This window comes from Reticulibacter mediterranei (assembly GCF_016587455.1).
Genome location: NZ_BNJK01000001.1, coordinates 7428147 through 7454688 on the forward strand (window position 1 = coordinate 7428147; position 26542 = coordinate 7454688).

A 26542-nucleotide genomic window follows, 5' to 3' on the forward strand; every position below is an offset into this window, starting at 1 on the left:
TTTCAGAGATTTTTTCCCTCCTTCCCTCTTTTAATTCGCTGCTATTCTGTTACTATTATCTCTGGACCTGGAAAATATCGCCTGCTTTTAAGCATTATATTTATTTTCATGTCACTCCATAATCTTATCCCTTTGTCGTCATGTTGTTATGTGGTCGTGATGAACTGGAAAAGGGACATATCAGGAGATAATGATGCAGAAAGTTTCCTGGAAAGGCCGACTCCGTCAGAAACGTGTTATCCTATTTATCCTGGCTGTTGTTGGTGTCAGTTGTCTTGTCAACCTTGCTCTTCTTCCACGCCTTATTTATGCCTCCACTCTACAGGATGACTCGCAGCCTATTTCGCGCAATCGCCCGGCTATTGCGTCATCAACGTTGTCAGTTACACGTTCTCCACAGGCAGCGGTTGATGGCAACTCTAAGACCCGCTGGACCAGCGCAACAGGCGCTGTACAATGGCTGGCAGTCGATTTTGATACCAGCGCAACGTTCCAACGCGTTGTGCTGCAATGGGATACCTCTTATGCTCGGGCGTATACATTGCAGGTATCCGATGATGGCTCTCGCTGGACTGTGATCTATACGCAGAACAATGGGCAGGGCAATACTGAGACGATGGATGTTGTTGGCAAGGGACGCTATATTCGTCTGGTGGCCACTAACGGTGTCACTAAAAATGGATATTCTTTGTGGGAGTTGCAAGTCTACGGTCAGGCAGGCACAGCAACACCGACTCCTACGGTGGAGGCGACCCCCACCGTAGAGCCAACGCCGACCGTAGAAACGACATCCACGCCAGATGTAGAGCCAACCGCCACATCTGGGACGGAACTGACCCCAACTCCAACGATCCCCGCTGATAGCAATGCATCTCCTTCGGGGGAAGCAATGCCAAAGGGGGATCTTCCAGGCTGGCATCAGGTCTTTACCGAAGATTTTTCTACAGATGTGGCGATTGGTGGCTTCCTGAACGCGTATGGCAAAAAGTTCACGGTCTATGATGATGGTTGGCCCGACACCGCCGGTTCGTATCACGGCGCACCCTCGCGCTACTATCCCTCAAAGGTGTTGAGCGCGAAGGGAGGGCTGCTTGATCTGTATCTCCATACCGAAAAAGGCACGCCGATGGCCGCTGCGATTTTGCCGATCCTGAAGGATCATATGTATGGCAAATACACGATCCGCTTTAAATCAGACTCGCTCAAAGGCTTTAAGACGGCCTGGCTACTGTGGCCAGATAGTCAGAATGGCGGAGAAGGGGCCGCTGATGGCGAGATCGACTTCCCAGAAGGACCGCTGGATGGAAATATTAACGCCTTTATGCATCCCAAAGGTGGCGGTCAGCAGGACGCTTTCGATTCCGGGGTTGCCTATACCTCCTGGCATACCGCAAGCCTTGAATGGTCGCCGGGCAAGGTGAAATTCATTCTTGATGGCAAATCAATTGGCACATCAACCAAAGGTGTACCGAATACGCCAATGCAGTGGGTGATCCAAACCGAGTCTTGTCTGGATGGTTGCCCCTCCCCCTCAACTGCTGGACATTTGCAGATTGATTGGGCGGTGGCCTACACCCCTGCATCTTGATTGTTAAGCATGGAGCTGCCGGGTGTGTTACCACCCGGCAGCGATTCCCTCCGCGCGCGGGTCTGATCCGCCCTGCATGACCCCTGTAGAGGGATCGAAAACGATGCCCTGCGCATATCCCATCGCCGTGAGCCACGCGTCTCCTTCTTGCACGAGATGGCCCATCTGACGCAACGTATGGATCGTTTCTGTAGGAAAGCGGCCTTCCACAAGGAGCGTCTCGGCACCAGTTGCATCGTATGCGTGACCATGTAGCCAGCGTGGTAGTTCGATGGCCTGCTGAATATTCAGCCCGAAGTGTGCGGCCGCCGTATAGACCTGAAGATGCGTCTGGGCCTGACCATCTCCTCCCATTGTCCCGAAGACCATTGCAGGTCGCCCATCTTTGAGCGCCATAGATGGAATGAGAGTGTGTAGCGTGCGCTTCCCGGGTTCCAGCCTGTTCGCGGCATTAGGATCGAGCGAGAAGTACGCGCCGCGATTTTGCAGCACAATTCCGGCATCGTCTACTACTAGCCCGCTACCAAAGCCCATATAGTTGCTTTGAATGAGCGAAACGACGTTGCCATCTTTATCTGCGGCACATAGATAGATGGTATCGCCAGTGAAACTGCCAGGGGCAACTGAGGGTTGCGCCTGCTCTGGATTGATCAGTGAGCGTCTTTGCGCGAGATAGTCCAGCTCAACCAACTGTTCCGGATGTATGCGCATGTGGAGTGGATCAGTCAGGTAAGTGGCACGGTCTGCAAAGGCCAGCTTCTTGGCTTCTACCGCAAGATGGACCGTTTGGGGAGAGAGTGGATCGTCGCCGAGCGGTAATGTGTCCAGAATACCGAGCATCTGTAGTGCTGTAATGCCCTGAGTATTGGGCGGCAATTCATAGATCGTGAGACCTTTGAAGGGAACGCTCAACGGCTGCACCCATTCGCTTTGATGTGCGGCTAGATCCTCGCGCGTGATCAACCCGCCTTCTCTGGCAAAAAAAGCTGCTATCTGCTCCGCAATTGCTCCCCGGTAAAAGGTCTCCGGGCCTTCCTTGACGATGGTGCGCAAAGTGTGAGCCAGGGTGGGAAAGCGCATCACGGCACCAATGGGCGGCACAGTGCCATCAGGGAGAAAGTGGGTGTGCCAGGAGCGATGCGTCTCAGGGTGGGCGCTGACGCGGGTGAGGGCAGCGTGCAGACCCGGTCCGATAGCGAAGCCCTCTTCTGCATAAGCGATGGCTGGAGCCAGAGCCTGTGCCAATCCTAAACGACCAAAACGCTGCGCAGCTTCATTCCATCCACTCACACAGCCAGGAACAGTGATGGTGTGGACGCCGTACGTGGGCATCGTCGTATAACCCAGTTCACGGTAGCGATCGATAGTCGCGGCCTGTGCTGATCGTCCGCTGCCATTGAGTCCATAGAGCTTGCCGCTGCTGGCTTCATAGATAATCATAAATATGTCGCCGCCCAGACCGCAGACAAAGGGAAAGACGACCTGAAGCATGGCATTGGCTGCGATGGCGGCATCAAGTGCGTTGCCCCCGGCTTTCAGAAGATCCAGTCCGGCTTCGGCGGCCAGATAATGCGGTGCGGCAACTATGCCTCGACGAGCCAGCGTTACCGGACGATGTTGAGGAAATGAGCGTCCTGCCGTTGATGGAGTCACCAGAAATCTCCTTCTTCAAAAGTGCTGAATGAGAGTCAATATTTCAGTATATCATTTTACTCGTGTAGGGCACTGTGCAATCATTGTCTTCAACGCCGTCAATGTGGCGTGTTGATGAAGCTTTCAGAAGAGAATGCCCCGGTTTGGCTCATTCTCTCAATCCGATCTCATTTGTCGGGAGAAGGGCTGATGAGGTGGATGTGGGTTCGCAGACGTGTTACCATGAAAGAGCATCAAGGTGTTTTTATGCGGAAGTGAGCAGTATTGCACGGGGGGAGAGTATTATGAAAGAAACCAGGACAAACACACCGGTCAGCGGTGATATTGAGCGCTATCGTGAATTTTATCTTTCTGAACAAGAGGGGGTCTATCTCTATCGTAAGCTTGCCGAGGTTGAGGATGATCGTCATCTGGCGGAACTCTATCGGCGTATTGCAGATATTGAACAGCGCCACGCCACCCTCTGGAAGGGTTATCTGGAGGAAGCTGGCATGGCCGTTCCAATGTATACACCGAACTGGCGAGTGCGGGCATTATTGTGGCTTGCGAAGCGTATGGGAACGGGAGCGGTCCTGTCTACTATCTCCTCTATGGAAAGAGGGGCTGTTCATGTGTATGATAACCAGCCGGACGCCGTGCAAGCGGGTCTCCCAACTGATGAGCGTTCGCATGCTCGTCTCTTTCGCTATTTGCAATCTTCGACGAAAGGAGGGATTGCTGGTCCACTGCTGGCCCAGTTTGAAGGTCGTCACCGTAGTGCTGGTGGGAATGAACTGCGTGCTGCCGTACTGGGGGCAAGTGATGGCCTGACCTCCAACCTGAGTCTGGTAATGGGCGTTGCAGGAGCAACATTGGCAGGTCAGGCTGTGCTTATCTCCGGTCTATCGGGGTTGCTGGCGGGAGCGTTTTCTATGGCTATTGGTGAGTGGGTCTCAGTGCAGAGTTCGCGCGAACTCAACATCCATCAGATAGCTATTGAGAGCGAGGAGTTGAAACATGCTCCCGATGAAGAGCGAGAAGAACTGGCCCTGATTTATCAATCGAAAGGGATAGATGAGAAAACCGCGCAGGAACTTGCAACCAATTTGATGCAACAGAGCCATACCGCGCTCGATACGCTGGCAAGAGAAGAGCTGGGGATTGATCCAAAGGAGCTTGGTGGTTCTGCGTGGGGGGCTGCCATCACCTCATTCTTCCTCTTTGTGATTGGCGCGATCATTCCCGTTCTCCCATTCATTTTCACTGGTGGATTTGTCGCCGTTGGTATCAGTTTACTGCTGAGCGTGCTGGGTCTGTTTGGGATCGGTGCTGGTGTGAGTTTGACAGCTGGTTCTCCACTTTGGCAAGCGGGGATACGGCAAATGGTGCTTGGCCTGCTGGCAGCTGGTATCACGTTCGGGATTGGTAGGTTGCTTGGCTCAGCAATTGGTTAAGGACTAATTCCACTCGCCAGCAATTCCAATGATCGCATCTAGAAAAAACGGCCAGGATCGAAGGCTTCTCAATGAGGGGACCATCTCCACAGGCGGAGTTGTAGGTCGCGTCTGTGGAGAGGAAGACTGTGTTAGCTAGCGGAGGATACACTCTTCAGCGAACAGGCGAACGCTGTCCAACTGTGCGGCATCCTGAAGGTAGATAATCACTTCTTGCGCACCCGCCTCTTCCAACTCGCGCAGACGTTGGCGGATGGCGGCAGGAGTTCCAACCAGTCCTTTCTCTGGCACGATGTTGCGTGCCTGGGCCTTTCGTAGTGCCTCATCCTCATTGCGATCAATCGCCACGCTGTACTCGACGGTGCGGCGGATCTCGTTGTAGTCGCGCCCCACACGCTCACAGTGTCCACGTAAAATATCCAGTTTGCGAACCAATGCCGCGTTGTCGTGGTTATTGATATTGCAGGCATCTGCGTATTGCGCCACCAGTTTGAGCGTGACCTGTTCGCCGCTCCCGCCGATGAGCAGAGGAATGTGTGGCTTTTGCGCGCCTTTGGGCTGGTTAATCGCGCCATTGATCTGATAATATTTGCCGACGAAAACAGCCTCTTCCTCGGTCCACATCTTGCGAATGATCTGTAGAGCCTCCCGTAAATAACGTAACCGTGTTGGTGCGTCGGGATAATCATAGCCATAGGCTTTATATTCGTGTTCGTACCAGCCAGCGCCAATTCCGAAATCGAGCCGTCCATGCGAGAGGACATCAACCGTACTCGCCATTTTTGCCAGCAGTGCCGGATTGCGGTAGCCGTTACACGTCACCATCTGGCCGATACGCACCCGTTTGGTGTCGCGTGCGAGCGCGGCGGTGCTGGTCCAGCATTCAAAGGTCAATTCCTGAGTGGGAGTGGGAACGGTATGAAAGTGGTCATAGAGCCAGATCGAATCAAAGCCGACTTCTTCAGCCAGTTGAGCAACCCGCGTCATCGTCTCATAGGCTTCCACCGGGTCTGCGATCCCAACTAGATCCATACGCCAGCCCTGGGGAACAATCAAGCCATATTTCAATGCCATAACTGTTGCTTCCTGCTTTCTAGATGAAAGAGACTATCGAGGATGAAAATCCCCATCCATTGTATTCAATGCGCCAGAAGATAGCAAGCTTGCTTCTCAGTACTCACAATAGCTTTAGGGAATTTTCGTTACCACCTCGATCTTCTCTGAACCTGCGCGAAAACTGGCGGAAGCATCATCTGGCACACTTTTGCTAGTGGATAGTGATCGACTCGTGCGATGGATACATACGAGCGCGTCACTCTCCGCGTGAGCGACGCATCTCGTTCGGGATCGATAGCCTATTGTTTCTTGAGTCGTACCTCTATGCCGAGTCCACTCGTAACAATTGTGCATTCGCCAAAGGCGCTCGCGGCGGCAAGGTGTTCGAACTGTTCTCTCGTGTAAGCGCGCCGCCTGAGCGACTCCAGCGCCTTCCGCGTCATAAAGGCGTTCAGAGGGTTGAGTCTCATCAGGGCCACTTCGTCGCGAATCGTTGCATTGGATGTATCTTTCCACATATCTTGAATGATTGCTGTGCCTCCACTGCGTAGCACCCTATGCATCTCGTTGATCGCCTTTCCAGGATAACTGAAGTTTTTAAACGCCGCCTGACAGATGATCAGATCGAAAGAGTCTTCGTCAAAGGGCATGTTGGCTGCGTCTCCCTGTTGAAAATCCACGTTCACTCCCATCTGTCGAGCGTTTTCTGTGGCGATTTCTACGAAGGTGTGGCTGATATCCAGTCCGGTCACATGGAACTGGTTGAGTCGTGCCATCTCGATTGCAAAGTAGCCTGGACCTGGGGCCACCTCAAGCACCGCAGCCCCTTCTGGCAAACCATTGGTGAGATTCTCAGCCTGCTTCTTCCTATCTTCGCTCTGATTCCCAGAGCTGCGAATCTGTGTATACCAACGAGCGATGATACCCTCCATCGCAATGCCTTTGTAGCCTTTCTGTTGCTTCGTCGTCGCTTGCATGCTGATTCCCTTTCGCAAGAATATATCATTGTGATCTATCACTTTAAGCTGTATCCTTGAAAGAGTATAGACGATGATTTTCGCTATGTCAATGGTTTTTGTCGTAGATTTGGAGATATTTAGCACTAAGAATGGAGATATTTTTTGAAAATCTGATGGAAATTTACCCTGTGAAAAATAATTGTTAATGATATGACGTTTTTTATAGATAGCTGCGACCTTAACCAGGGAATACCTTTATTGTTAGTAGCGCTGTCTGATAAGATGAACGGGCTATGGCTTTTGTCTTTTTGGCAAAAAGTGAATATAGTTTAGCGTAGACATATTTCTCTCAAGAAGGGGGAAGACGTTCATCCAATGAAAGAACAAAAGCCGCCCACTAGTGGCCATACCCGATGGATGGGGTGTCTTTTGCTCTTCCTCTTCCTGCTGGTGCTGGGCCTGCTCGTCGCTCATCGCTTCTATTATTTCCAATTGGACAGAACGTATGCTCAAGGAACCTGTACTATTGAGGCCGCGAGGATATACCATAAGAATTACGGCGATGGGCAAAATGAGGAGGCGACCCTTCCTGACTTCACCTATCAGGTCAAGACCCGGGATGGCCGACTGTTTGAGGCCAGCGGCTATAGCGGCCCACTTCATTACTATACGTTTCAACCACAAGAGGCACAGAAGATTGTCAGCGACTATGCCATTGGCAAACAGTATCCATGCTGGTACGATCCTTTCTTGCCTTCCCAGGCGGTTTTAGCATTCAATGGCCTCGATCAGTTTGCGCAAGTGGTGGTGCTCGGCAGCCTGATAAATCTCCTTGCGGGCTTGTTGATCGGGCTTGGGCTGCTCCTCCTCTTCAGTGTGTACCAGGATCTCATGGAGAGAAGAGGCAAGGTCCAGAGGCGAGGCAAGGTGATGAGATACCAGGATGTAATAGAGTGGGAGCAAATCTATACCGTTTCAGTCATTGTATTTCGTCTCTTCTGGCACCAGAAGACGTTTGAGCTTCCTGGTGTGCTTCCTCTCGGGAGTCGGGTGCCACTCATCTATCATCCCAGGAAAGATAGTATCCAGGTCGGAAGACTCCCTTCGCTGTTCAGGTTATTCTGCCTGCTGATCTGTGGTTGCGGCCTCATTCTCCTGACGATTGTGGGCTTTCGACTGTTTAATCTTACAGAGATGGACAGGAACTTCTGGGGATGGTCCTCCTCCCTCTTCAAGGAGATCACCCAGTATTTGCCGCTTGTGGGAGGCAGCCGGATACGCCTTCCTTGACGCACCCGGCCTGACTCATCCGTTTATCTCACTCCTGGCTGTGTCCGCTAGGGTGCGATGCTCCATTCCTGGCAGGTATTGTTGAGCCCCTGCCACAGGCGGGCCGGAGTTCCATTGGTCGTGACACAGTTCTGGTCGTCAAGCACCATGCCGCTGTTTTCGACGACAAGTTCATAGTGCCCGCCACCAGTTGGGATAACCTCCCACTCCTGGCAGAGATTGCCCAGTGAAGACCACAGATCTACAGATGTTCCGTCTGCCAATCCACAGTTGACAGCGTCGAGAACTTTACCGCTATTGACGTTGGTGATGGTGTATTTGCCGCTGCCGACGCTGGCAAACTTCCATTGTTGGCAGGTGTTGCCAAGCGACGCCCACTGATCGATTGCGGTTCCGTTGGCCGTTCCGCAGTTGACAGCATCGAGGACTTTACCGCTGTTGACGTTGGTGAACCGATATGCGGTGCCCGTGACCGGGAAGCTGATGCTGCTGCTATAGCCAACGGAGACGATGTTGGCCTGAACAGCATTATCAGCCGCGTCGGTTGGGTAGCCAGAGGTCATGACCCCTTCAAAGAAAGAGCCGACCGAGCCGTCGCTGTTGTCGCCACCAGTTCCCAGGACGATGGCTCCTTCCTGATGCATGGGCGAATAACCGCCAAGATTCGGCTCCGCTCCGCTGTACCATGTCGTCAGGCTGCCCGATTGCGCATTTCCCCCTTTGATGGCGTAGGTGGTCTGTCCGTTGTTTTTGAGGAGGGCTGTGACAAATGCGCTGGAGTTGCCCTTGTTGCTTGTGTTGGACCCATTTCCTCCAGCAAAGAGTCCATTTTCAAGATCGGCCTGCACCCAGGGACCAGACCCTGAACATGGAGAGAACCAGCATTCGGTGCCGAAGTTGATCGCATCCATGTGCCCGTTGCCGTTATCTTTGCTATTCGTCTCGGCGTTGCCGTAGTCAAAGCAGCAGCGATTGTTGACATGAGTGCCACTCGTCACCATGTACATTCCCTCGGGAGCACCATTCTTTGCGACGCCCGATGTGGAGTTGTCGCGGTAGCCGACGCCAGCTGAGACGTAGAGGCCGTAGACCTTATGTCCGCCAGCCGTAATAGGGAGCGCGGCGGCGTTCGCGCCGTAATCCTGGGCACCGTTGCCGCCCGGTCCCTCAATGGTGAGATGGTTGCCCTTGCCTGACTGGTCATAGATAATTGTGATGGTACATGAGGTGCCGGAGCAGAAAGAATCTTGCGCGGCGGCGTTGGCGTACCCTCCTGTGCTGAGGGTTCCGATGTCGGTAGTTGCGGAATCCGACCAGCGCTTGACCTGGTAGAGCTTTCCACTGTACGAGGAGAGGAGCGCGCGCGTTGTGCTATGTGCGGCGACACACGGCATCCCGGCAGCCGCATAAATGTCGCAGGGGAGCGATGCTGCTAGGGCAGGTGAGCTGGAAACGCCAAACGCGCCTGTGGTTATGATGATACCCGCAACGGCAATCAATGCCAGTACGAATCTCCATCCACGCAAACGCAGACAGTGAATGTATGAGGTAGATCGTTTCATAGAGTCCTTTCTCCATAGCGGATGTGCAAACATCAGTGTTGTCTGCCTCAGTTCCTCTGAAGCTTGAGCCATAAACGAGGTGAAAATACATGGAACAACGTTGCGATGGGCCTGCATAAGCCAGGATGCGAGAGAAACGAGCAACGAAAAGACATACACAGCTTTGAGAGAGCAGCTAGAGGGGATGTGATGAACGCTATTAAGATGCTTCCCTGCCTTAGCTGTTCTTCACGTGGTACGGGCGGCTCCATCCTCCCAGGATGATAAGAATAGTATAATGCGTGTTTCGCGCAATGTCAATGCGTGATTGGCTATTTATTTTCACGAAATATGCCTGTTTATGCATTTAGCATGTGCGTTTGGGCATTCACTGGTTGCTATGTCTCATGACCAGGTGAGAGTAGAAGGCGACGCATCACCTCCATAGTCTGCTCCACATTGACACGGTGATCGCTGAGGATGGACTGCATCGCTCTTCACTCTACAATGGCGAGTATAACCGTGACCAACCCTTATTCGAGCAGGGAGAATTACATCCCGTCGAAAGGAAGTCAGGACGCACGCCTAACTTTCAAACAATGAAGGTGAGAGAATGCAACGTAGCTTCTTGCGAGCAACTGCCAGTGATGCCCTCAGCAGTTGTTTATCAGATATATTGTCAGGCCAACAGACTTTTGCAACGTCTACTCCTTGCGCTTCTAAAGCGGTTAAGAGAGGCTCTGCATCTGCAAACCGATCTTTCAGGGCGCATACTATCGCCAGCTTTTGACGTGGAGGCAGCATGAGTATTGCTTGTGTTGCAATTTGCACAAAGGTTGCCATTGTCTCCATGTGTTCGATATGGCAGGCAAGATCCTGATGCTCTTGATCGTCATAGAGATCATCCACCCCTTGATCGAAGTGAGTGTAGATGGGTTTATAGCGGCGTTGTCTATCGATACAAACACTTGATACGATGGTAGTGGCATAAGCAGCGGGATTGGCAATATGGCCTTTCTGCAATGCTCGCCAGAGTTTGATAAGAGCTTGCTGGGCCATATCATCAACCTCATCAACTCTCTCTTCCAGAGGGTAACGGGTCATATTCCTCCTGGTCAAATCGGTAATATGTTTCATTTCCTGTTCCAATATTTCGATGATATGAGGATCGTTGGTTGTTGGCATGTGAAGCTCCTTTGCTTTTATATGCGAGGACAGGAAAAGATGGTATATGGGGACGCGATACAACCAGGAGAAATTTTCAGTGATGAAGTAGTGGTGGGAGGGAGGAGAAATCGCTTTTTCTCTCCGTATCTTTGTTTGACACACAAAACTCTATCAGGCATATATGTAATAAGAAGGACGTGTCCCAGCGGAGGAATCTTCAGACAAGATTGTGATTGCAATACAACATAGCTGCACAGGCAACATATAGAATTGCCCGCTAGCAGCGAATGATAAACCATATTCTTTCTCTCCCTATGCTAAAGACACTCACTAGGCTCACAAAAAAGCAGTGAAACTATGAATAGATATATGAGCCAAATATCAGTGAGCCAGTCGTCATAGACGAGATAAAAGAATATGTTTGATACACTATCGCGCCGAAATCTGCTATCTGTATGTTGTTTTGTGTTTTTGTTAGTTTGTTTTGTGTACAATAGAACTATACCATGAAACTCGTGAATATAAAGGTTAATTTTTTGCAAGAATGTGAGGCTAGCATCGCTGTATTTTCAGTAGGGGTATATCAGATTTTGAAGGCGTGCGTCCCTAAAAAATGGGATAATAGGATTTTTGTAGGATTAGCCCATTGTTTATGGTATAAATAGGTGGGAGGAGGATTTTCATGGGTCGAAAAGACAAAAGCGTGCGCGTAGGTGAGGGGGAAACGCTGCGCATCGGTCAGAGGATGAGGCTTGCACGGCAAAACAAAAAATTATCTCTCACCACATTAGCAAAACAATTGAACTATTCTAAAAGCTATTTGTCCACTGTCGAAAATGGGAAGGGCGTGCCTCCGCTGGAACTGGTGGATAAATATGAGCGTGTTTTGCAGTTGAGGCCGGGCATCTTGACAACTGGAAACGGCATAGGTGAGCCGCTTCCAGAGGATGCTCATACCGCCGTGCCCACGTTGAGCAAGGAGGTTCAGATCTTACCAGGCGATAGGAAAGGAACGAAGGAAGATAGAGGAGAGGCTCCAGGCATTACAAGCGTACGCGGAAGAAAACAAGAACTGGCCACATTAAAAACCTGGATCATCGATGATCGCTGTAAAATTGTTGTTATTTATGGACTTGGAGGGATTGGGAAAACAACGCTTGCATCATTAGCGAGAGAACGATTCAAAACAGAGTTTGAATATGTATACTGGCGTTCTCTCCAAAACGCTCCTCCCGCTGAATATATATTAAGAAACGCCATTAACTTTTTATCAGATCATCAGCAGGAAGCCATTCCTGAATATCTGAACGAACAGGTAGTGAAGTTTATTCAGTATCTACAAAGATACCGCTGCTTAATTATTTTTGACAACGTAGAATCAGTTCTAAAAGATGATGAACGTCCTACACACACGCAAATAAATTATGAAGCATATCATGCATTAGTGGAATATCTAGGAACAGCAGAACATCAGAGTTGTATTATTTTTACGAGCCGAGAAAGACCCAGAGAAATCATTCCTTTGGAAGGAAAAGAACAGTTAGTGAAATCCATGCAATTGCGTGGCCTGAATTTAGAGGAGGCGCGTGAAATCCTGGAATCAGAGAAGGCAATTCGTGGTAGTGATGAGATATGGGAAAAGTTCATCCGCTTCTATGATGGTAATTTGCTGGCCTTAAAGCTGGTCTCCGAATCTATTTACCAGTTATTTGAAGGGGATATAGAAACATTTCTCAAAGAAGAGAAAGGCATTGTTGGAGATGTTGATGAGTTGTTGCAAAAACAGTTTGCGCAACTAGCACAACTAGAACAAGCAATCATGTACTGGCTCGCAATTGAGCGAGAGCCAACTTCACGTAGAAGTTTGCTGAACGATATCATTGATGTAGAGCCGAAAAAGATATATGAAGCCCTCTCTTCGCTGTTACGCCGTTCGATGGTTGAAAAACATGAGAAAACAGGCCACTTCTTCCTTCAGCCCGTTATTGCTGAGTACATGACGAACAAGTTTCTTGAGCAAATCTATGATGAAATCAACAAGGAACAAATAGAGTTGCTGGCAAGCCATGCACTGATCAAGGCGCAGACTGACGACTACATAAGAATGAATCAGATCCATTTTGTACTTGAGCCACTGGCAAAACGTTTGCAAAACACATTAGGAAAAGAACAGTATAAGAAGATTGAACATATTCTTACCTTGCAAAGGACAATGGGATCTCAAGCCCACAATTATGTTGCGGGAAACATGCTTAATTTGCTGATCTATTTAAGGGCTGATCTTTCAAAGTACGACTTCTCTTCTCTCAATATTCGGCAGGCATATTTGCAAGGCACCGCGCTCCATGATGTGACATTTGCTCATGCTCGTTTTGAGCGGTCAATCTTCAACGATAACTTCGGTAGTATTTTTGTTATTGCGGTAAACGCCGATGGGAAACAATTGGCAGCTGGAACAACTGATGGTGAAATTCGACTATGGGATCTGGCTTCTGCAACTCCTATCGCCACTTTGAGTGGTCATACAGATTGGGTTCGATCTGTTGCTTTTCATCCAGATGCCACTCGACATCTGCTGGTGAGCGGCGGTGAAGATCAAACGGTACGCCTGTGGGATTTGCGCACGCAGACATGCCTCAAGGTATTACAAGGGCACGAGAGCCGCATCTATTCAGTTGCCTTCAGCCCTGATGGGAAGATAATAGCGAGCGGCAGTTATGACACAACGATTCGTTTGTGGGATGTTGAAACTGGGGACTGTCTCAAGGTGCTGCGAGGGCACAAGAGCCGCATCTATTCAGTTGCCTTCAGCCCTGATGGGAAGATAATAGCGAGCGGCAGTTATGACACAACGATTCGTTTGTGGGATGTTGAAACCGGGGGATATCTCAAAGCGCTAAGAGGCCATAAAGACGGGATCAGGGCTATAGCATTTCATCCTGATGGTTCAATGCTCGCCAGTGGCAGCGAAGATCGAACTGTACGCCTATGGGATAGTCATACAGGTAGATGCCGCAGCACGCTACAACTCCATGATGATAGAGTCTGGACAGTAGCCTTTGATTCATCAGGCAATGTGCTTGCCAGTGGGAGTGACGATCAAACGCTGCGTTTATGGAGTACTGCAACCGGGGAATGCCTCAACATTTTGGAAGGAACAGGGAGCAGAGTTTATTCAGTGGCTTTCAGTCCTGCTGATACAACTACGCTGGTGAGTGGCAGCGATCGCCAGATTATTCAGATATGGGATACAAAGACTGGAGTCTGCCTCAAAACATTGAGAGGATATGGGTGCAGAATCTATGCACTTGCTTTTAGTCCTCTTGAGAATACGCTGGTGAGCGGGAGTGAAGATCAGAGCATTTGCTTTTGGAATGTTGGTGCTGGAAAACAACAGAATATCTTATCGGGCCATACTCATTGGATCTGGTCAGTTGCCTTCAGCGCAGATGGTTTACGGCTTGCTAGTGGGAGCGAAGATTGGACTATTCGATTGTGGGATGGAACGGAAAGAACATATCTTGGTATGCTCAAGGGAGAGAAGAGCTATCGTGTGTACTGCGTGGCCTTTCATCCTGATGGAAACTTCCTCGCCAGCGGGAGTACAGATCAGGCGGTGAAGCTTTGGGATCTTTCGCATCAGCAATGTGTCAGAATGTTTTCAGGGCATACAAACAGAGTGAGATCAGTAGCTTTTCATCCAGGTGGGCATCTGCTGGCCAGTGGGAGTGATGACCAGACGATTAAATTATGGAACGCGGAGAGTGGAAAATGTCTTGCCACGCTTTCAGGGCATGCAGATAAAGTGAGATCAGTAGCTTTTCATCCAGGTGGGCATCTGCTGGCCAGTGGGAGTGATGACCAGACGATTAAATTATGGAGCCTGACCAGCAAGATATGTCAGAAAACACTCACTGGTCATACCAGCAGAATTACATCTATTGCCTTCAATCCACAAAACAATATACTCGCCAGTGGGAGCGAAGACGGGACTGTTCGCTTGTGGGACAGCGTAACTGGAGAATGTTTTGTCGTATTTCCCTGTGGAGCTGCGGTGTATAGTGTTGCCTTTAACTATGATGGAACGTTGCTTGCCAGCGGAAGTACCAACGGATTGATTGATATATGGGAAGTTGACAGGAAGACCCATATACAGAAGCTCAAAAGCGAGGGGCCATATGAGAGGATGGATATTACAGGGGTGGAGGGGATAACAGTTAGCCAGCGAGCTACATTAAAAGCACTTGGGGCAGTTGAAAAGCAGGAGGGAGAAAGCAAGCAGCAGAGAGAGTACGATCTATCTGGAAGATAAGCTCCTCTGGCAATATATCCAGGATATATTGTACTCTCCTACTTGCTCTTTAGAGCATTTCTGGTTGTGCAGCCTTTGTTTTGTCCCTGTAAATAGAAATATTTTTGAGTCCGAGGCGGTAAGCTTGGAGAAAAATATCAACGACATCGCTCACACGCGTATCATATGGCAGATTCACTGTTTTTGATGCCGCTTCATCTACTACACCCTCTACACCGGCGATCTCTGCTGCCATTTGTAGATGGGCCATTGGCTCTATTTCTTTTGCCGTTTTCAAGCAAGCGCGAATAGAAGCTGGTAACAACTCGCATTGCTGGAAACTTCCAGAGAGCGTAGCCATTTGACATACCTGAGCTACTGTATCGGCGTTTCCATTCAACTCGTCCATGAGAAAATTGACTATTCTTGGTTGGATTGTTCCGTCATGTGAGAAAATACTGAAGAGGGGTTCAATCGAAGATGTCGCGTCTAGCAAGAGAGAAGACCTTCCTGATGGTGCCAGCGCTGTAACAGATAGATTGCGCAAATTTTTGCTGTTGCGAATGTCACTGGCTAAGCATGCCCAATCGTGGGCTGAGACAGTGTGGGTGGGTTTCTGCGCATATTTCTCTTCCAGGAAAGATCCATGCACATATTTATTGGCGGGAAACTTCATAGCCGGGCACGACTCCCGTTGACGGGCCAGATCTATTGAGGCACATTTGGCTGCATAGGTAATGAAAGAGAGAAGATCTCGTGCAAGTGTTCTCGCTTCGGCTGAAGCGTAGGGCAGTTTATAAGCAAGAAAAACATCTGCTAACCCGCACACGCCTATAGCGATACGTCTGGTCGTTCGAGAAATAGAGGCGCTGAGAGGTGATGGATAACGCGAGAGACTATATTCAATGGCGTTATCCAGCGCTCGTGTGAGTAGGTGAGTGATTTCCCTCATTTTGTTGTAATCAATATGAATATCTCCTCTCCTTCTCAGGATAAAACTTCCCAGGTTGATATAGCCAAAATGACACGTTTCTTCTTTTGCCAATCCTAGCTCTGCGCATGGCGGAGTTGTGACATACGCATATTCCTCTCTATCTGCTAAGGGGTTATCGCGGTTCATTCGATCTAAAAAGATAAGACCCGGGTCTCCATGAGACCAGGCATTTTCTGCTATCGCGTACAAAAGGGCGTCAGCCTGTACTTGCTTTCCATTCGAGAGTGAGAAGAGATCTTTATTTGCCGCTCTTTCCATAAATGTCTCCGAAACATTTATGGAAATATTGAAGTGCTTCATCTCTCTATCTCTCTTTGCTTTAATAAATTGATGGATAGAAGGGTGCGTGATAGGTAATAGCCCCATATTACCTATATAGCGGTCATAGTTACCTGTCGCGGTTTCTCTCGCCGCGAGGTTGTTGATCTGGGTGAGTAGAGCGACTGGATCGTTGCAATCGTTGAAATCGAATCCGGCCCCCATATTCTGTTTGTAATGAGAGAGAAGCTTTGTTTCTGTTGCTTCATCTAATGTGGAACCGATCACTGGTATCATTGCGCATGAAGATAATGAGCGGTTCTCGTCGCGCCCGGCATTGGTAAGTAAAGGTGTTCCTGGTATGGCAGCGCCGGAAACGATACATTCTGCGAGTGCTGTTGCATACTTTTTGCTGTCGGCAGGTGGTGTGCCAAACATTTGCTCTTCTACAGAGAAGAGCGTGGAAGTGACCCTCTCGATCAAATGCTGTGGAGTCTCTCCTTTAGAAAGAATCCCGCCTTGTACTAAAACGTGTAATGCCCTCTGAGATGGTATGTAGGCAGGAAAGTCACTCCCTTCGTGTACCCCTTGCTGGTCATTGATTATCATTGTTGCACCACTCTAACGCAGTACTTGAACATCTGACATGAAATATACTCTATATTAGATGTTTGAAAAGAAATAAAAGTAAGATGGGTGTTTTCGCTGAAAATAAGATTGATAGACAGCACTGTGTAAAGCTGGCTGTCTGACAAAGTGGCTTATGTTATGGCACCAATGTTTTCACATTGCATTGCAAAACCATAGCGTGAATTTACACCCCCTCCAACATCTTAGCAACAATGTAAATCTATGTCTATAAATAACCGTATACAGCGGCTAAATGGCTAATGGGAACTGGCTCGTAAAGCCATTTGCATTGATGACTTAAAACAGGGCTAGGCAGTTTGAGCAATGATGTAAAGTAGAGAGGTGGTCAGCAATGGGGTGGCGAGTAAGGGCAAGATCATGTCAAATTCTCTGCTGTTAGCCATCTCTCCCACTTGTTCTTTCTTCTCTAATAAAGTGTACTCATGATAAAAAGCTCTTGAATAGATCAGCGCTGGCTGCTCATTGCTCAGGTCGCACCATCGTGAAAAATCGTATGGTAGAGCATCGTGGTCATGGAGGTGACGACGGCATCGGACTCGTGCAGCGGAACATCTGCCAGTCGCCAGAACAACACACTGACGATTCCGGCCAGTGGCGCGATATCTACATCCTCTCTTGCCCCGGGCGTTTGCAGCAAGACGTAGAGCATTTGCTCGATTTGCTGCCCTGTCCATTGCTCGATCTGCTCATGCAAGGTGCGCAACGCTCCATTAAGCGCTGTGGCCTCTCGCCATGCCCGGTATGCTCCAGCATAGGTCCGGTCGATGAGCAGCCCTTGACGAACCACCCGCTCGATAGCGCTCCGAACCTCTTGCGGATTGTCTAGCGGAGTACATTGTTGAGAAAGATCTGCAACTCCATCCAGTAAGCTATCCATCAACACAAGCAGGAGTTGCTGCTTGGAGGCGAAATGTTGATAGAAGCCTCCGACAGCTACCCCTGCTTGATGGGCGATCTCTTCGATGGTTGTTGCTTCATAGCCTCGCTCTGCGAAGAGGCTCAGTGCCGCTTGCAACAACGCATCTCGTTTTTGCTTACTCCTCAGTTGTTGTGGGCGTGGTGGAAACTGCTGACCCGCCAACAAATTCGGACGCAACTTCGCTTCGCTCTTGTCTATTGGACCCGAATGCACGTGACTCACCTACAAATTCACGAATTTTTTGAGCAAGGAGGATCGGTTGATCTTCCGGTACGAACGCACGCGATTGCGAGACAAATTCCAGTCTCGCATCAGGAAATTCCTGTTGAAGCCGCCTGGCGTTGCGGGCCGAGAAGAACAGGTCGTTCTTGCCCCAGAGAATCAATACAGGATGCTGGAACTGTGGAAAACTTTTTGCGGCTTCTATTGTATAACGGTTCGAGACTTGCTGAAGGAACTGGGTGAGGTCGCGTCTGATTGCCCTATCGCCACTGCTAAGAGCGGAGAAATAGGCGTCAAGTGTCTCGTCTTCGGCGCGCCGAAGAGAGACCGTCGCCATAAGCAGTCGTTGGGCGCGTTTCGTCTGCAATGTCCAGGTGAGCAGATCGGCGAAACGCGTTCCTAAGAGTCGCGCTCCATAGCTAAACGGGAGCAGCAGCGGCGGAAAAAAGTCCTCGAAAGCATCACAGTTGGTCAAGATCAATCGCGTGATTCGCTCATGATGATTGGCAATCGTCAATTGGCAGAGCGCGCCCCCGGTATCGTTTCCGACAAGGGTAACATCGTGGAGATCTAAGGTCACCAGGAAATCAGCAATGAGGCGAGCAACGCCTGATGGACTCAGATCAGCATCGGCGTTCAGCGGAACCGTATGCGCGCCGAGCGGTAAATCCAGCGCCAGACAACGAAACTGTCCCGCAAGGCCAGCAATGACATCACGCCAGAGAGCGCTATTGACCAGTAAGCCATGAACGAAGACCAGAGTCGGTCCCGTTCCCTCATCCCGGTATCGGACAACTCCTTGTGGAAGAGTAACCTCGCGATTCGTATGCAGTGAAGCAGCCATGCTTTTTTCTCCTTTTATGAATTTGAATACATATTCATGTTAGCGCGTGGAAGAAGGAAAAGTCAAGAGGGAAGCTGAGCAAAACCCCATAACTATTCATCTCTGAATGCTATACTAAGAGCATGTGTGCTCGCTCATGCTGGACTTGCCTGTGTGTAGCATATGATGGAGGCGAGCAGGATGAGAGATATTTCTACAATTGGGAGATCATGCATGAATGAGTATTTTCAGCGCGTTCGTTCGAACTATGATGTGCTGGCAGACACATACACCGCTCACCTCTACAATGAGCTTGCTCACAAGCCGCTGGATCGCGATTGGCTCGCGCGGTTTGCAGCCTCTGTGGGAACGCCCGGTCCTATCTGCGACCTGGGGTGCGGACCAGGACACGTGGCGCGCTTTCTACATGAGCAGGGAGCGCATGTGTTGGGGATGGATCTTTCGCCATGTATGATCGAGCTGGCGCGGCAGCTCGACCCTGATATTGAGTTTCGAGTGGGGAATATGGCGAGGCTGGATGTGCCGACAGAATCCTGGGGTGGTATTACAGCCTTTTATTCGATTATTCATCTTCCTGCAACAGAACTACCAGTGGCTTTCGGTGAATTCTGGCGCGTGCTACGACCATCCGGTGAGGTGTTGCTGGCCTTTCACGTGGGAGAGGAGGTACGTCATATAGACATGCTTTGGGACCGTCCCGTCTCCCTCGATTTTCTGTTCTATCCACGTGCGCAGATAGAAGATCATCTCCGCGCGGCAGGTTTTGCGGTCGTGGAGAGCATTGAGCGAGACCCGTATGAAGACGTTGAGGTGGCGACACGGCGCGCCTATATTCGTGCCCGCAAGCTTGAGCGCACCACTTGACGAGCCATGTCCCGCTTGTTGCCACATCTCTCAATGAGTTTCTTTGTACTTGACAACCTATATAACTAGATGTATCATAGATATATCGAAGATATGTCATTTGATATAAAGGAGGACATCATGGAGATGATGGGAACAAGGCCAGCATTCTGGTCAGGTATGCCGCGCGGCTTGCGTATGAGCCGAGAGCGGGGACGAGAGAAATTTGGTGGTGAGCATGCGCGGCATCATGGAGGACGGGGAGAGGGCCGCTTCGCTTTTGAGGGCAGGCATGGAGGTCACTTTGAAGAGGAGCCAGGGCTTGAGCCGAGAGGTCATCATGGCCGTCGTCGTGGACGCGATGGTGCGCGGGTTGGGCGCGGAGATGTGCGCGCCGCTCTTTTACTATTACTGGCAGAACAGCCGTCGCATGGGTATCACCTGATGCAGCGTGTAAGTGAGCGGAGTGGTGGTGTCTGGCAGCCGAGTCCGGGATCGGTCTATCCGGCGCTGCAATTGCTGGAAGATGAGGGGCTTGTGCGTGTTGAGCAGAGCGAGGGGCGGCGTGTCTTTCACTTAACAGAGAGCGGACAGGCGTATGTGCAGGAGCATCGCGAGGAACTGACCAGAGCCTGGAGCGCTGTGGTAGGCAGCGTCGATGATGGAGAGCAGGAGTTGCGAGGGCTTTTCCATCAAGTTGGGGCCGCCCTCAAACAGGTGATGCATGAAGGAACAGCAACACAGATTGCCTCGGCGCGCACCCTGCTGGTGAATACACGCCGCCAACTGTATCGTATCCTCGCTGAAGAGGAAGGTTCCGACGTCAACTGATGGAGAGGCAACCATCAGTCAAAAGGTGATTGTATCATTGTCGTGAGCATTGAGGGGGGGAATGTGCCGCAACTTCTCAGGGTTGACAATCATATCGACCTCCTGAATCTGCGTATCAGTACATGTGCAAACGATGGCAAACACTGCCTCTCCCTTTTTGAGCGCATGCTGATACCAGCTAAGCTGTTGCTTGATATATTCGCGGCTCTCCAGTTCAAGGTGAAGCAACTGCTTTTCATCCAGAGCCTCTTCCAGATAGCCGACCAGCCCTGGCTGCCTATTGATTATCATTGGTTGTACCGCCAGTTTGAACAAAGAGAGAAATTTCTGCTTCAGCCCCAGCAGATAACGAGCGACGTGATCTGGTCCATAGAGCGGATTGCGTGCGGCTCTGACTTTGCCTCCACTATCAGCATACAGGACGATCTCGTCTGCAAGCACATGTAGTAACCCATCCATATCACCATTGATTGATGCCTGGAGAAACTGTGTGAAGACCTGCTGTTGTTGAGCAGGAGGAGTCTGCGAGACGTTGCTCTGCGTGGGAAGATGCCGTCGTGCGCGATGCATGATCTGCCGACAGTTCTCCGCACTTTTGCCTACAATGGTGGCGATCTCCGCATAATCGTAGTCGAACACCTGGCGCAACAGAAAGACAGCCCGCTCGATCGGTGACAGATGCTCCATCAGCAGGAGAAAGGCCATCGAGAGGGATTCAGTTAGCTCCGAGAGGTAGGACGGATCTGCGGTTTCGATCAGGGGTTCAGGGAGCCAGAGTCCAACGTAGGTTTCTCGTTGGGCGTGTGCGGCGCGTAGCCGATCAATGCATCGGCGCGTCACCAGCGTACAGAGGTAGGCTTTGGGATTATCTATCGTTTCTTGCTGGTCAGCGGTATACCACTGCAAAAAGGCTTCTTGCATACAATCCTCGGCATCCATAATGCTGCCGAGCATAGAATAGGCGATGGAAAAGAGTAATGGCTTATACTCCTGGAATATCTTTTCTTGCTGTGTGTTTGATGTATTCATAGTCACGCGTATCTTTTGCGGTTGTTTCGCTCACGGCTGCGAACGGAGAGCGAAACAACCGGGGTACAAGTTTTTCACTATTTATTGTATAACGCTGGCGCGTGAGACGCTCTGTTGCCTGGCGAGATCAGATATGATCAACCGTGCCGCACTGCTGGCGCTGGCAAAACAGGCGTCTGCCAGCGTTCCCTCCATACCAACCCAGTCACCAGCAACGTATAGATGAGGCAGACCGGGAACTGCTGGACCGGGCCGCCCTGCTAAACCACCTAACTGAGCCTGGACAATTGCGTTGGAGGCGATCATATGCGGCAGGAAGTACTGTTCCACAACCTCCGCGCGCCAGCCTGGTTGCAGGAGATCCATGATCGCCTCCATCTCTTGCCGGGTTGCCTCTGGTTTCGGGGATTCATCTGGCTGAAGGTAGTGCATGATATGGACCAGGGCGCTTCCCTGCGGCGCTAAGTGGGCAGAGGCGGAATGCACCGAATAATAGAGAGGACGATCAATGCCGAGTGCGAAGAGGTTCTGCGCTCTGGGCAGGCGGCGCAACCCGATATCGAAACAGGTTGCACGTGCTGGAATTGCCTGAGCCGCCCAGCGATGTAGCGCTTCATGTGTTCCATTCAGCACTAAAGCGGAGGCCATCTCGGGATCGGTGGCAAGCAGAACCGCGCTTGCTGCATGGCTCGAACCATCTGCCAGCTGGATGCTATATCCTTCACCTGCAACTTCGATGGCCCTGACCCTGGCCTGGGTTCTGATCTCTGCGCCCGCCTCCTGTGCTTTGTGTTGCAGCCCATCCACCAGAGTCTGCCATCCTCCATCCACATAAAGTACCTGGGCGTTCAACAGAGAAGGGAGCAGGGCTGCCGAAAGGAGATCGGGTGCGTTGCTATAGGTGGCGAGGCGCGCACCAGCCAGAAGGAACTGGCATACCTGTGGGTGTTTCACATGTGCTGCAAGCCAATCCTGCAAGCTGACATGCTGGAGTTTCGCAGTATCCATATATTTTATGCGCGCAAACAGGCCAGCTAACTCTGCTTTCGCGGCAAATGACAGAAGATGAGTTTCTAACGTCGATGCTACGCTAGCTGGCAATGGATAGAGCTTCCCTCCCTCAAGTGCGAGGTATCTTGAGCGGGCAGGCTCCAAACCGCTATACCGGACGCCAAGCTCGTTCAGCACTTTTGTACCAGCCCCATGTAGATAGAAGGCATGCGCCCCCTGATTGAAGAAGAAACCGCTCTGCTGGCTGGTTCTGGCACGTCCGCCGGGAGTGCTGGCCTTCTCAAAGAGCTTCACTGCATGTCCGGCCTTCGCCAGCAACGCGGCAGCTGAGAGACCTGATAGACCACCACCAACAATGATCACTGGGAGTTGCGTAGATGTATGTGTCGTCATACCTATATCCTTTGCTCGTTGTTTGCTGTTTGAGAGGGTGGACAAACGCTAGCTGCATGGAGCCATTGCAACCGTTCCATGCATTGGTGCCGCGCCCTCTCACTTCACTGTTCAAACACGAGTCGAAAGAGGCGATGTATTTGTGACACGAACAAAGTCTTTGCTCTGTCATTGCTGGATCTTTCAGGACAAACTTCGGAGAGGACGTCACGTCGCGTCGCGTTGCTCCACGTTTTCCAGGGTTTTGACCATACGGACATACTGGCGTTGATAAAGGAACGTCTCCTGTGTGACAACATAGTGTTGATGTTGATAGAGGGACAGCGCCTCTTTGTTGCCCAGAGCCACGTTCAACGCGATTTTGAGGTAGTGCTGTTGTCGTGCCTGCTGCTCAGCTGTTTGCAGCAGACGGGAGCCGATCCCCTGATGGCCCGCATCTCTGAATACAGCGAGCGCATCGACGTACCATTCGTCGTCATGTGCCTCATGTTCGAGCCAACTCCCGATGGCAGCGTTGAGCCGCGCTTCATCGCGCCCGCCGAAGCTCAGAAGCAGTCCAACCACCGCTGAGCGCTGTTCAGCAATCTGGATGTATTGATAGCTAAAGCGATTGCCATCCTCGCGAAAGAAATGTTCTAGGTGTCTGATAAATGTATGTGAGAGATCTTCTTGTGGAGGATACGTCATCTGGATATGATTGTACGCTGAGTAAAGGAGAACCGCAGCTCTCTCAGCATCGGCTGGCCGTGCTGGTCGTATCTGTATATCTTCGTTCATAGTTTCTCATCTATTGAGAGATCTGGTCGGTTTCAAGCCAGTGGACCATTCGGCAGAATCAATGCTTTAATGCTCTCCTGCCGTTCCGCCGCTAACAACGCCTGATCAGCCTGTTCTAATGGATAGCGTCCATTGATCATAGAGCGCCAGGGAAAACGTTCAGCGTGTCGGGCCATCGTGCGGACCGCGCGATACACATGGCCCAGGTCGCTTCCCCAGCAGCCGCGCACCTGAAGATGTGGACGGTTGAGGTCCAGGTGCGGATTGAAACTGACCGTGCCATGATCGGTATATTGTCCGACGACAACGAATGTTCCCGCATCACGTGTCAGACGCATCCCCTCGGTAACAGCAGCAGGGACGCCGGTTGCTTCAATCGTCACATCTGCACCACGCCCGCCAGTTGCATCGCGTACCATACGGAAGCGCTCTTCCGGGGAGTGTTCAGCGATATCGATGGTCAAATCGGCTCCGAATGTTCGCGCGATTGCCAATCGATGTGGAGGGCCGCCAATCGCGATAATCTGACTGGCTCCCTGGAGTTGGGCCAGCGCAATGCTGCATAATCCGACAGGTCCGGCTCCCTGCACAACAACTGTATCGCCAAAGGTGATATCTCCGCGCTGGACGGCGTGCAATGCTGTGGGAAGTCCGCATCCTCCCGCCATAAACACATCGGCGGGAAGCGATGGCGGCAATTTGATGATATGGACGCCGGGGAGAAGGAGAATGCGCTCGCTCCACCCACCTAACAGTCCCTCATTGGCCGAATATGTTATGCCATAGACGCGGCGTTCGGGGCAGCGCGTGGAGGCCTTTGCTACCTGGCAATACCAGCAGCGCCCGCAGGTGCGGTGGACATCGAGAAAGGTTACGATTTCGCCTTTTGTGATTGCTGCTCCCTCGACATCGCGGACATCTCCCTTGACCTGTAGGACTCGTCCGACGCTGACATGCCCCGGAATGATAGGATACGGCACACCGCTGAGGTGTCCATGGTGCAGATGAACATCGGTGCCGCAGACCTCGGAGGCGATGGTCTCCAGGAGAACTGCGCCATCTTCTAGGACTGGAACTTCAAACGCGCGGAGGACAGGGGGCGTGTCGGGTTCAGTGAGTACTACAGCGCGTATAGACATGTTTGCTCCATTCTATGGTTCCATGAAAAAGTCTGCATTGTGCTGCTTCTAGTATAGCAGGTTCCGGCGAGAGATGAGGCATGTTTCAATCGACAATTGCTTGATAGATCATTGCCAGGAAATCTTCGCCGAGCTGGGTATAGAACGGATTTGCGCCGATGACCTGGAACAGCAGGGTCGCCATCAGGTCTTCTTGTGGATCGCAGATCCAGGTGGTGCCATAGGCTCCAGGCCAGAAAAAGGAGCCTATGCTCGGCCCTAAGCCGATCCGCCTGGTTCTAACAGCCACGCCATAGCCAAATCCCCAGTTGTCCCATATACTGGCGGAAGGATCAGTATCGACACGATCAAAGGCAAAAGAGGAATGAGTATGCTGTTCCGGGGTGAGATAATCGGTCGTTATTGCCTCCACCGTTTTGCGCGAGAGGATACGAACCCCATCGAGTTGGCCTTTGTTAAGTAACATGCGCCCGAAGCGTTGAAAATCGTCGGCGGTGGAGACGAGGCCGCCACCAGCTGAGGGGAAAAGCGGCTCATGTGCCCAACCCGTATTTGCCGGATGGTCCCGTACGGTCAACTTGCCCGTTGGCGTTTGTGCGTAGAGCGTCGCAAGCCTGTTGCGTTTCGCTGGTGGCACCACAAAGCTGGTATCAACCATCCCTAGAGGCTCGAAGAGGCTCTCACGCAAAAATGTTTCCAATGGCTTGCCTGTAATGCGAGCGATCAGAACCCCCAGGATTTCAGAGGAGATATGGTAGAGCCAGCGCGCTCCCGGTTCGTAGAGCAGAGGCATCTCTCCCAGGCGTGCGATCCAGGCGTCAGGAGCGAGTTGTTCAACATTTGGGATCTGGAGTGTTTCGGCCACCGGCGAGGGGTTCATGGCGAAGAGGCGAGATCTCAGGCTGGATGTTCCCCAGCCGATGCCGATGCGATACGTCAGCAGATCGTGCAAGGTGATTGAGCGCGGAGATGGATAGACGTTGTTGGGCGAGCCGTTCGGATTGTGCATCACCATACGCTGTGACAGTTCTGGGAGCCAGGCGTCCAGTGAATCGTAGAGACGAATCTTGCCCTCTTCTACTAGCGTCAGGGCGGCGGTGATGGCTATTGGCTTGGTCATTGAGGCAATACGGAAGATCGTCTCCCGCTGCATCGGCTGTCGCGTCTCTTTATCCTGCCAGCCGATAGTCTCGATGGCAGCTTCTTCATTACGGCGATGAATGAGGGCGACGATCCCAGCAACCTCGCCTCTCTCAACGTAGCCCTGTAAAACGCTGCTCAAGCGGCGCAGGCGGTCCGGTGCCAGTCCACTGTGCCCGGTCGTGCTTGTTTTCTGCATACAATGCTCCTCTCTATATACTTTGTTTCTGCGTCAATTTGATAGATCCATGCTTTGTTTGAAGTATAGCAGAGTCGTGTGACAACAGTATGGCAGTGGCACCTGCTTAGAAAAAAGATGTTGTTCTATCGTCGTTCGTTTGCAATCTATCTATTTCATAAGTATGAAGAATGTATTTTATAACCTTGATAAATGATTTGGGAAGATGCTATCATAGATGACATAGTTGATCGATAAAGTCATTAATGCCAGATGAGTACATACTAGCTCAAGGCATCTATTATGGTACACACCTACCAACAAGAAGCTCCAGG

20 protein-coding genes are annotated in these 26542 nt (G+C 51.0%); 7 read left to right on the plus strand and 13 right to left on the minus strand.

Features of this window, described 5'->3' with window-relative positions; translation table 11 throughout:
* Positions 1-190: 190 nt before the first annotated feature.
* Positions 191-1588, plus strand: coding sequence for a discoidin domain-containing protein (locus K3T83_RS32000; protein WP_220206981.1), 1398 nt, complete (start codon positions 191-193; stop codon positions 1586-1588).
* A gap of 27 nt (positions 1589-1615) precedes the next feature.
* On the opposite strand, the gene ggt is transcribed toward K3T83_RS32000, so the two are convergent.
* Positions 1616-3241, minus strand: coding sequence for a gamma-glutamyltransferase (gene ggt / locus K3T83_RS32005; RefSeq protein WP_220206982.1), 1626 nt, complete (start codon positions 3239-3241; stop codon positions 1616-1618).
* Positions 3242-3525: 284 nt separating this feature from the next.
* Here ggt and K3T83_RS32010 point away from each other — a divergent pair, with 284 nt between their 5' ends.
* Positions 3526-4674, plus strand: coding sequence for a VIT1/CCC1 transporter family protein (locus K3T83_RS32010; protein ID WP_220206983.1), 1149 nt, complete (start codon positions 3526-3528; stop codon positions 4672-4674).
* A gap of 135 nt (positions 4675-4809) precedes the next feature.
* Here the strand turns inward: K3T83_RS32010 and K3T83_RS32015 are convergent, their stop codons facing one another.
* Positions 4810-5748: an LLM class F420-dependent oxidoreductase gene (locus tag K3T83_RS32015; protein ID WP_220206984.1), complete on the minus strand. Its 939-nt coding sequence runs from the start codon at positions 5746-5748 to the stop codon at positions 4810-4812.
* A 121-nt stretch (positions 5749-5869) separates the two neighbouring features.
* On the opposite strand from K3T83_RS32015, the gene K3T83_RS58040 reads away from it, so the two are divergent.
* Positions 5870-6001, plus strand: a complete 132-nt coding sequence (locus K3T83_RS58040) for a restriction endonuclease (protein ID WP_220208338.1) — start codon at positions 5870-5872, stop codon at positions 5999-6001.
* A 28-nt stretch (positions 6002-6029) separates the two neighbouring features.
* On the opposite strand, the gene K3T83_RS32025 is transcribed toward K3T83_RS58040, so the two are convergent.
* The gene (locus K3T83_RS32025; protein WP_220206985.1) at positions 6030-6707 is read right to left on the minus strand and encodes a class I SAM-dependent methyltransferase; all 678 of its coding nucleotides are present in this window, start codon (positions 6705-6707) and stop codon (positions 6030-6032) included.
* Between the two features lie 357 nt (positions 6708-7064).
* Between K3T83_RS32025 and K3T83_RS32030 the strand changes: the two genes are divergently transcribed.
* Positions 7065-7979 (plus strand): DUF3592 domain-containing protein, encoded by a 915-nt coding sequence (locus K3T83_RS32030; RefSeq protein WP_220206986.1) that lies wholly within the window; start codon positions 7065-7067, stop codon positions 7977-7979.
* A 47-nt stretch (positions 7980-8026) separates the two neighbouring features.
* Here the strand turns inward: K3T83_RS32030 and K3T83_RS32035 are convergent, their stop codons facing one another.
* Both K3T83_RS32035 and K3T83_RS32040 read right to left on the minus strand, forming a co-directional pair.
* Positions 8027-9541 carry an arabinofuranosidase catalytic domain-containing protein gene (locus K3T83_RS32035; RefSeq protein ID WP_220206987.1) on the minus strand — a complete coding sequence of 505 codons (1515 nt, stop codon included), beginning with the start codon at positions 9539-9541 and terminating at the stop codon, positions 8027-8029.
* 564 nt (positions 9542-10105) lie between these two features.
* Positions 10106-10705, minus strand: a complete 600-nt coding sequence (locus K3T83_RS32040; protein ID WP_220206988.1) for an RNA polymerase sigma factor — start codon at positions 10703-10705, stop codon at positions 10106-10108.
* Positions 10706-11369: 664 nt separating this feature from the next.
* Here K3T83_RS32040 and K3T83_RS32045 point away from each other — a divergent pair.
* A complete protein-coding gene (locus K3T83_RS32045) occupies positions 11370-14999 on the plus strand; it encodes a WD40 domain-containing protein (RefSeq protein ID WP_220206989.1) in 3630 nt (1209 codons plus the stop codon).
* Between the two features lie 49 nt (positions 15000-15048).
* Here K3T83_RS32045 and K3T83_RS32050 read toward each other — a convergent pair whose 3' ends face one another.
* From K3T83_RS32050 to K3T83_RS32060, 3 genes are all read right to left on the minus strand, one after another.
* Positions 15049-16713, minus strand: coding sequence for a ribonucleotide reductase barrel domain-containing protein (locus K3T83_RS32050; protein ID WP_220206990.1), 1665 nt, complete (start codon positions 16711-16713; stop codon positions 15049-15051).
* Positions 16714-17347: 634 nt separating this feature from the next.
* A complete protein-coding gene (locus tag K3T83_RS32055; protein ID WP_220206991.1) occupies positions 17348-17977 on the minus strand; it encodes a TetR/AcrR family transcriptional regulator in 630 nt (209 codons plus the stop codon).
* On the minus strand, positions 17916-18866 hold the full coding sequence (locus K3T83_RS32060; RefSeq protein ID WP_220206992.1) for an alpha/beta fold hydrolase: 951 nt from the start codon (positions 18864-18866) through the stop codon (positions 17916-17918). The genes K3T83_RS32055 and K3T83_RS32060 overlap by 62 nt, the downstream gene beginning before the upstream one ends.
* A gap of 213 nt (positions 18867-19079) precedes the next feature.
* Between K3T83_RS32060 and K3T83_RS32065 the strand changes: the two genes are divergently transcribed.
* Both K3T83_RS32065 and K3T83_RS32070 read left to right on the plus strand, forming a co-directional pair.
* The gene (locus tag K3T83_RS32065; protein WP_220206993.1) at positions 19080-19730 is read left to right on the plus strand and encodes a class I SAM-dependent DNA methyltransferase; all 651 of its coding nucleotides are present in this window, start codon (positions 19080-19082) and stop codon (positions 19728-19730) included.
* Positions 19731-19856: 126 nt separating this feature from the next.
* Positions 19857-20540 (plus strand): PadR family transcriptional regulator, encoded by a 684-nt coding sequence (locus tag K3T83_RS32070; protein WP_220206994.1) that lies wholly within the window; start codon positions 19857-19859, stop codon positions 20538-20540.
* A gap of 18 nt (positions 20541-20558) precedes the next feature.
* Here K3T83_RS32070 and sigJ read toward each other — a convergent pair whose 3' ends face one another.
* The 5 genes from sigJ to K3T83_RS32095 all read right to left on the minus strand — a co-directional run bounded on the left by sigJ (position 20559) and on the right by K3T83_RS32095 (position 26228).
* The gene (sigJ, locus tag K3T83_RS32075) at positions 20559-21569 is read right to left on the minus strand and encodes an RNA polymerase sigma factor SigJ (RefSeq protein ID WP_220206995.1); all 1011 of its coding nucleotides are present in this window, start codon (positions 21567-21569) and stop codon (positions 20559-20561) included.
* 81 nt (positions 21570-21650) lie between these two features.
* Entirely contained in the window at positions 21651-22973 is a 1323-nt protein-coding gene (locus K3T83_RS32080; RefSeq protein ID WP_220206996.1) for a phytoene desaturase family protein, read from the minus strand.
* Between the two features lie 207 nt (positions 22974-23180).
* A complete protein-coding gene (locus K3T83_RS32085; RefSeq protein WP_220206997.1) occupies positions 23181-23750 on the minus strand; it encodes a GNAT family N-acetyltransferase in 570 nt (189 codons plus the stop codon).
* Between the two features lie 32 nt (positions 23751-23782).
* Positions 23783-24889, minus strand: coding sequence for a zinc-binding dehydrogenase (locus K3T83_RS32090; protein ID WP_220206998.1), 1107 nt, complete (start codon positions 24887-24889; stop codon positions 23783-23785).
* Positions 24890-24974: 85 nt separating this feature from the next.
* Positions 24975-26228 (minus strand): serine hydrolase domain-containing protein, encoded by a 1254-nt coding sequence (locus K3T83_RS32095; RefSeq protein WP_220206999.1) that lies wholly within the window; start codon positions 26226-26228, stop codon positions 24975-24977.
* Positions 26229-26542: the final 314 nt, after the last annotated feature.

Bases quoted from the DNA above. Each gene is read 5' to 3' on its own strand.
- K3T83_RS32065 (WP_220206993.1), top strand. From the start codon at position 19,080: ATGAATGAGTATTTTCAGCGCGTTCGTTCGAACTATGATGTGCTGGCA.
- K3T83_RS32080 (WP_220206996.1), bottom strand. From the start codon at position 22,973: ATGACGACACATACATCTACGCAACTCCCAGTGATCATTGTTGGTGGT.
- K3T83_RS32030 (WP_220206986.1), top strand. From the start codon at position 7,065: ATGAAAGAACAAAAGCCGCCCACTAGTGGCCATACCCGATGGATGGGG.
- K3T83_RS32070 (WP_220206994.1), top strand. From the start codon at position 19,857: ATGATGGGAACAAGGCCAGCATTCTGGTCAGGTATGCCGCGCGGCTTG.
- K3T83_RS32045 (WP_220206989.1), top strand. From the start codon at position 11,370: ATGGGTCGAAAAGACAAAAGCGTGCGCGTAGGTGAGGGGGAAACGCTG.
- K3T83_RS32025 (WP_220206985.1), bottom strand. From the start codon at position 6,707: ATGCAAGCGACGACGAAGCAACAGAAAGGCTACAAAGGCATTGCGATG.
- sigJ (WP_220206995.1), bottom strand. From the start codon at position 21,569: ATGAATACATCAAACACACAGCAAGAAAAGATATTCCAGGAGTATAAG.
- K3T83_RS32000 (WP_220206981.1), top strand. From the start codon at position 191: ATGATGCAGAAAGTTTCCTGGAAAGGCCGACTCCGTCAGAAACGTGTT.
- K3T83_RS32095 (WP_220206999.1), bottom strand. From the start codon at position 26,228: ATGCAGAAAACAAGCACGACCGGGCACAGTGGACTGGCACCGGACCGC.
- K3T83_RS32015 (WP_220206984.1), bottom strand. From the start codon at position 5,748: ATGGCATTGAAATATGGCTTGATTGTTCCCCAGGGCTGGCGTATGGAT.
- K3T83_RS32090 (WP_220206998.1), bottom strand. From the start codon at position 24,889: ATGTCTATACGCGCTGTAGTACTCACTGAACCCGACACGCCCCCTGTC.
- K3T83_RS32040 (WP_220206988.1), bottom strand. From the start codon at position 10,705: ATGCCAACAACCAACGATCCTCATATCATCGAAATATTGGAACAGGAA.
- K3T83_RS32010 (WP_220206983.1), top strand. From the start codon at position 3,526: ATGAAAGAAACCAGGACAAACACACCGGTCAGCGGTGATATTGAGCGC.
- K3T83_RS32060 (WP_220206992.1), bottom strand. From the start codon at position 18,866: ATGGCTGCTTCACTGCATACGAATCGCGAGGTTACTCTTCCACAAGGA.
- K3T83_RS32035 (WP_220206987.1), bottom strand. From the start codon at position 9,541: ATGAAACGATCTACCTCATACATTCACTGTCTGCGTTTGCGTGGATGG.
- K3T83_RS32085 (WP_220206997.1), bottom strand. From the start codon at position 23,750: ATGAACGAAGATATACAGATACGACCAGCACGGCCAGCCGATGCTGAG.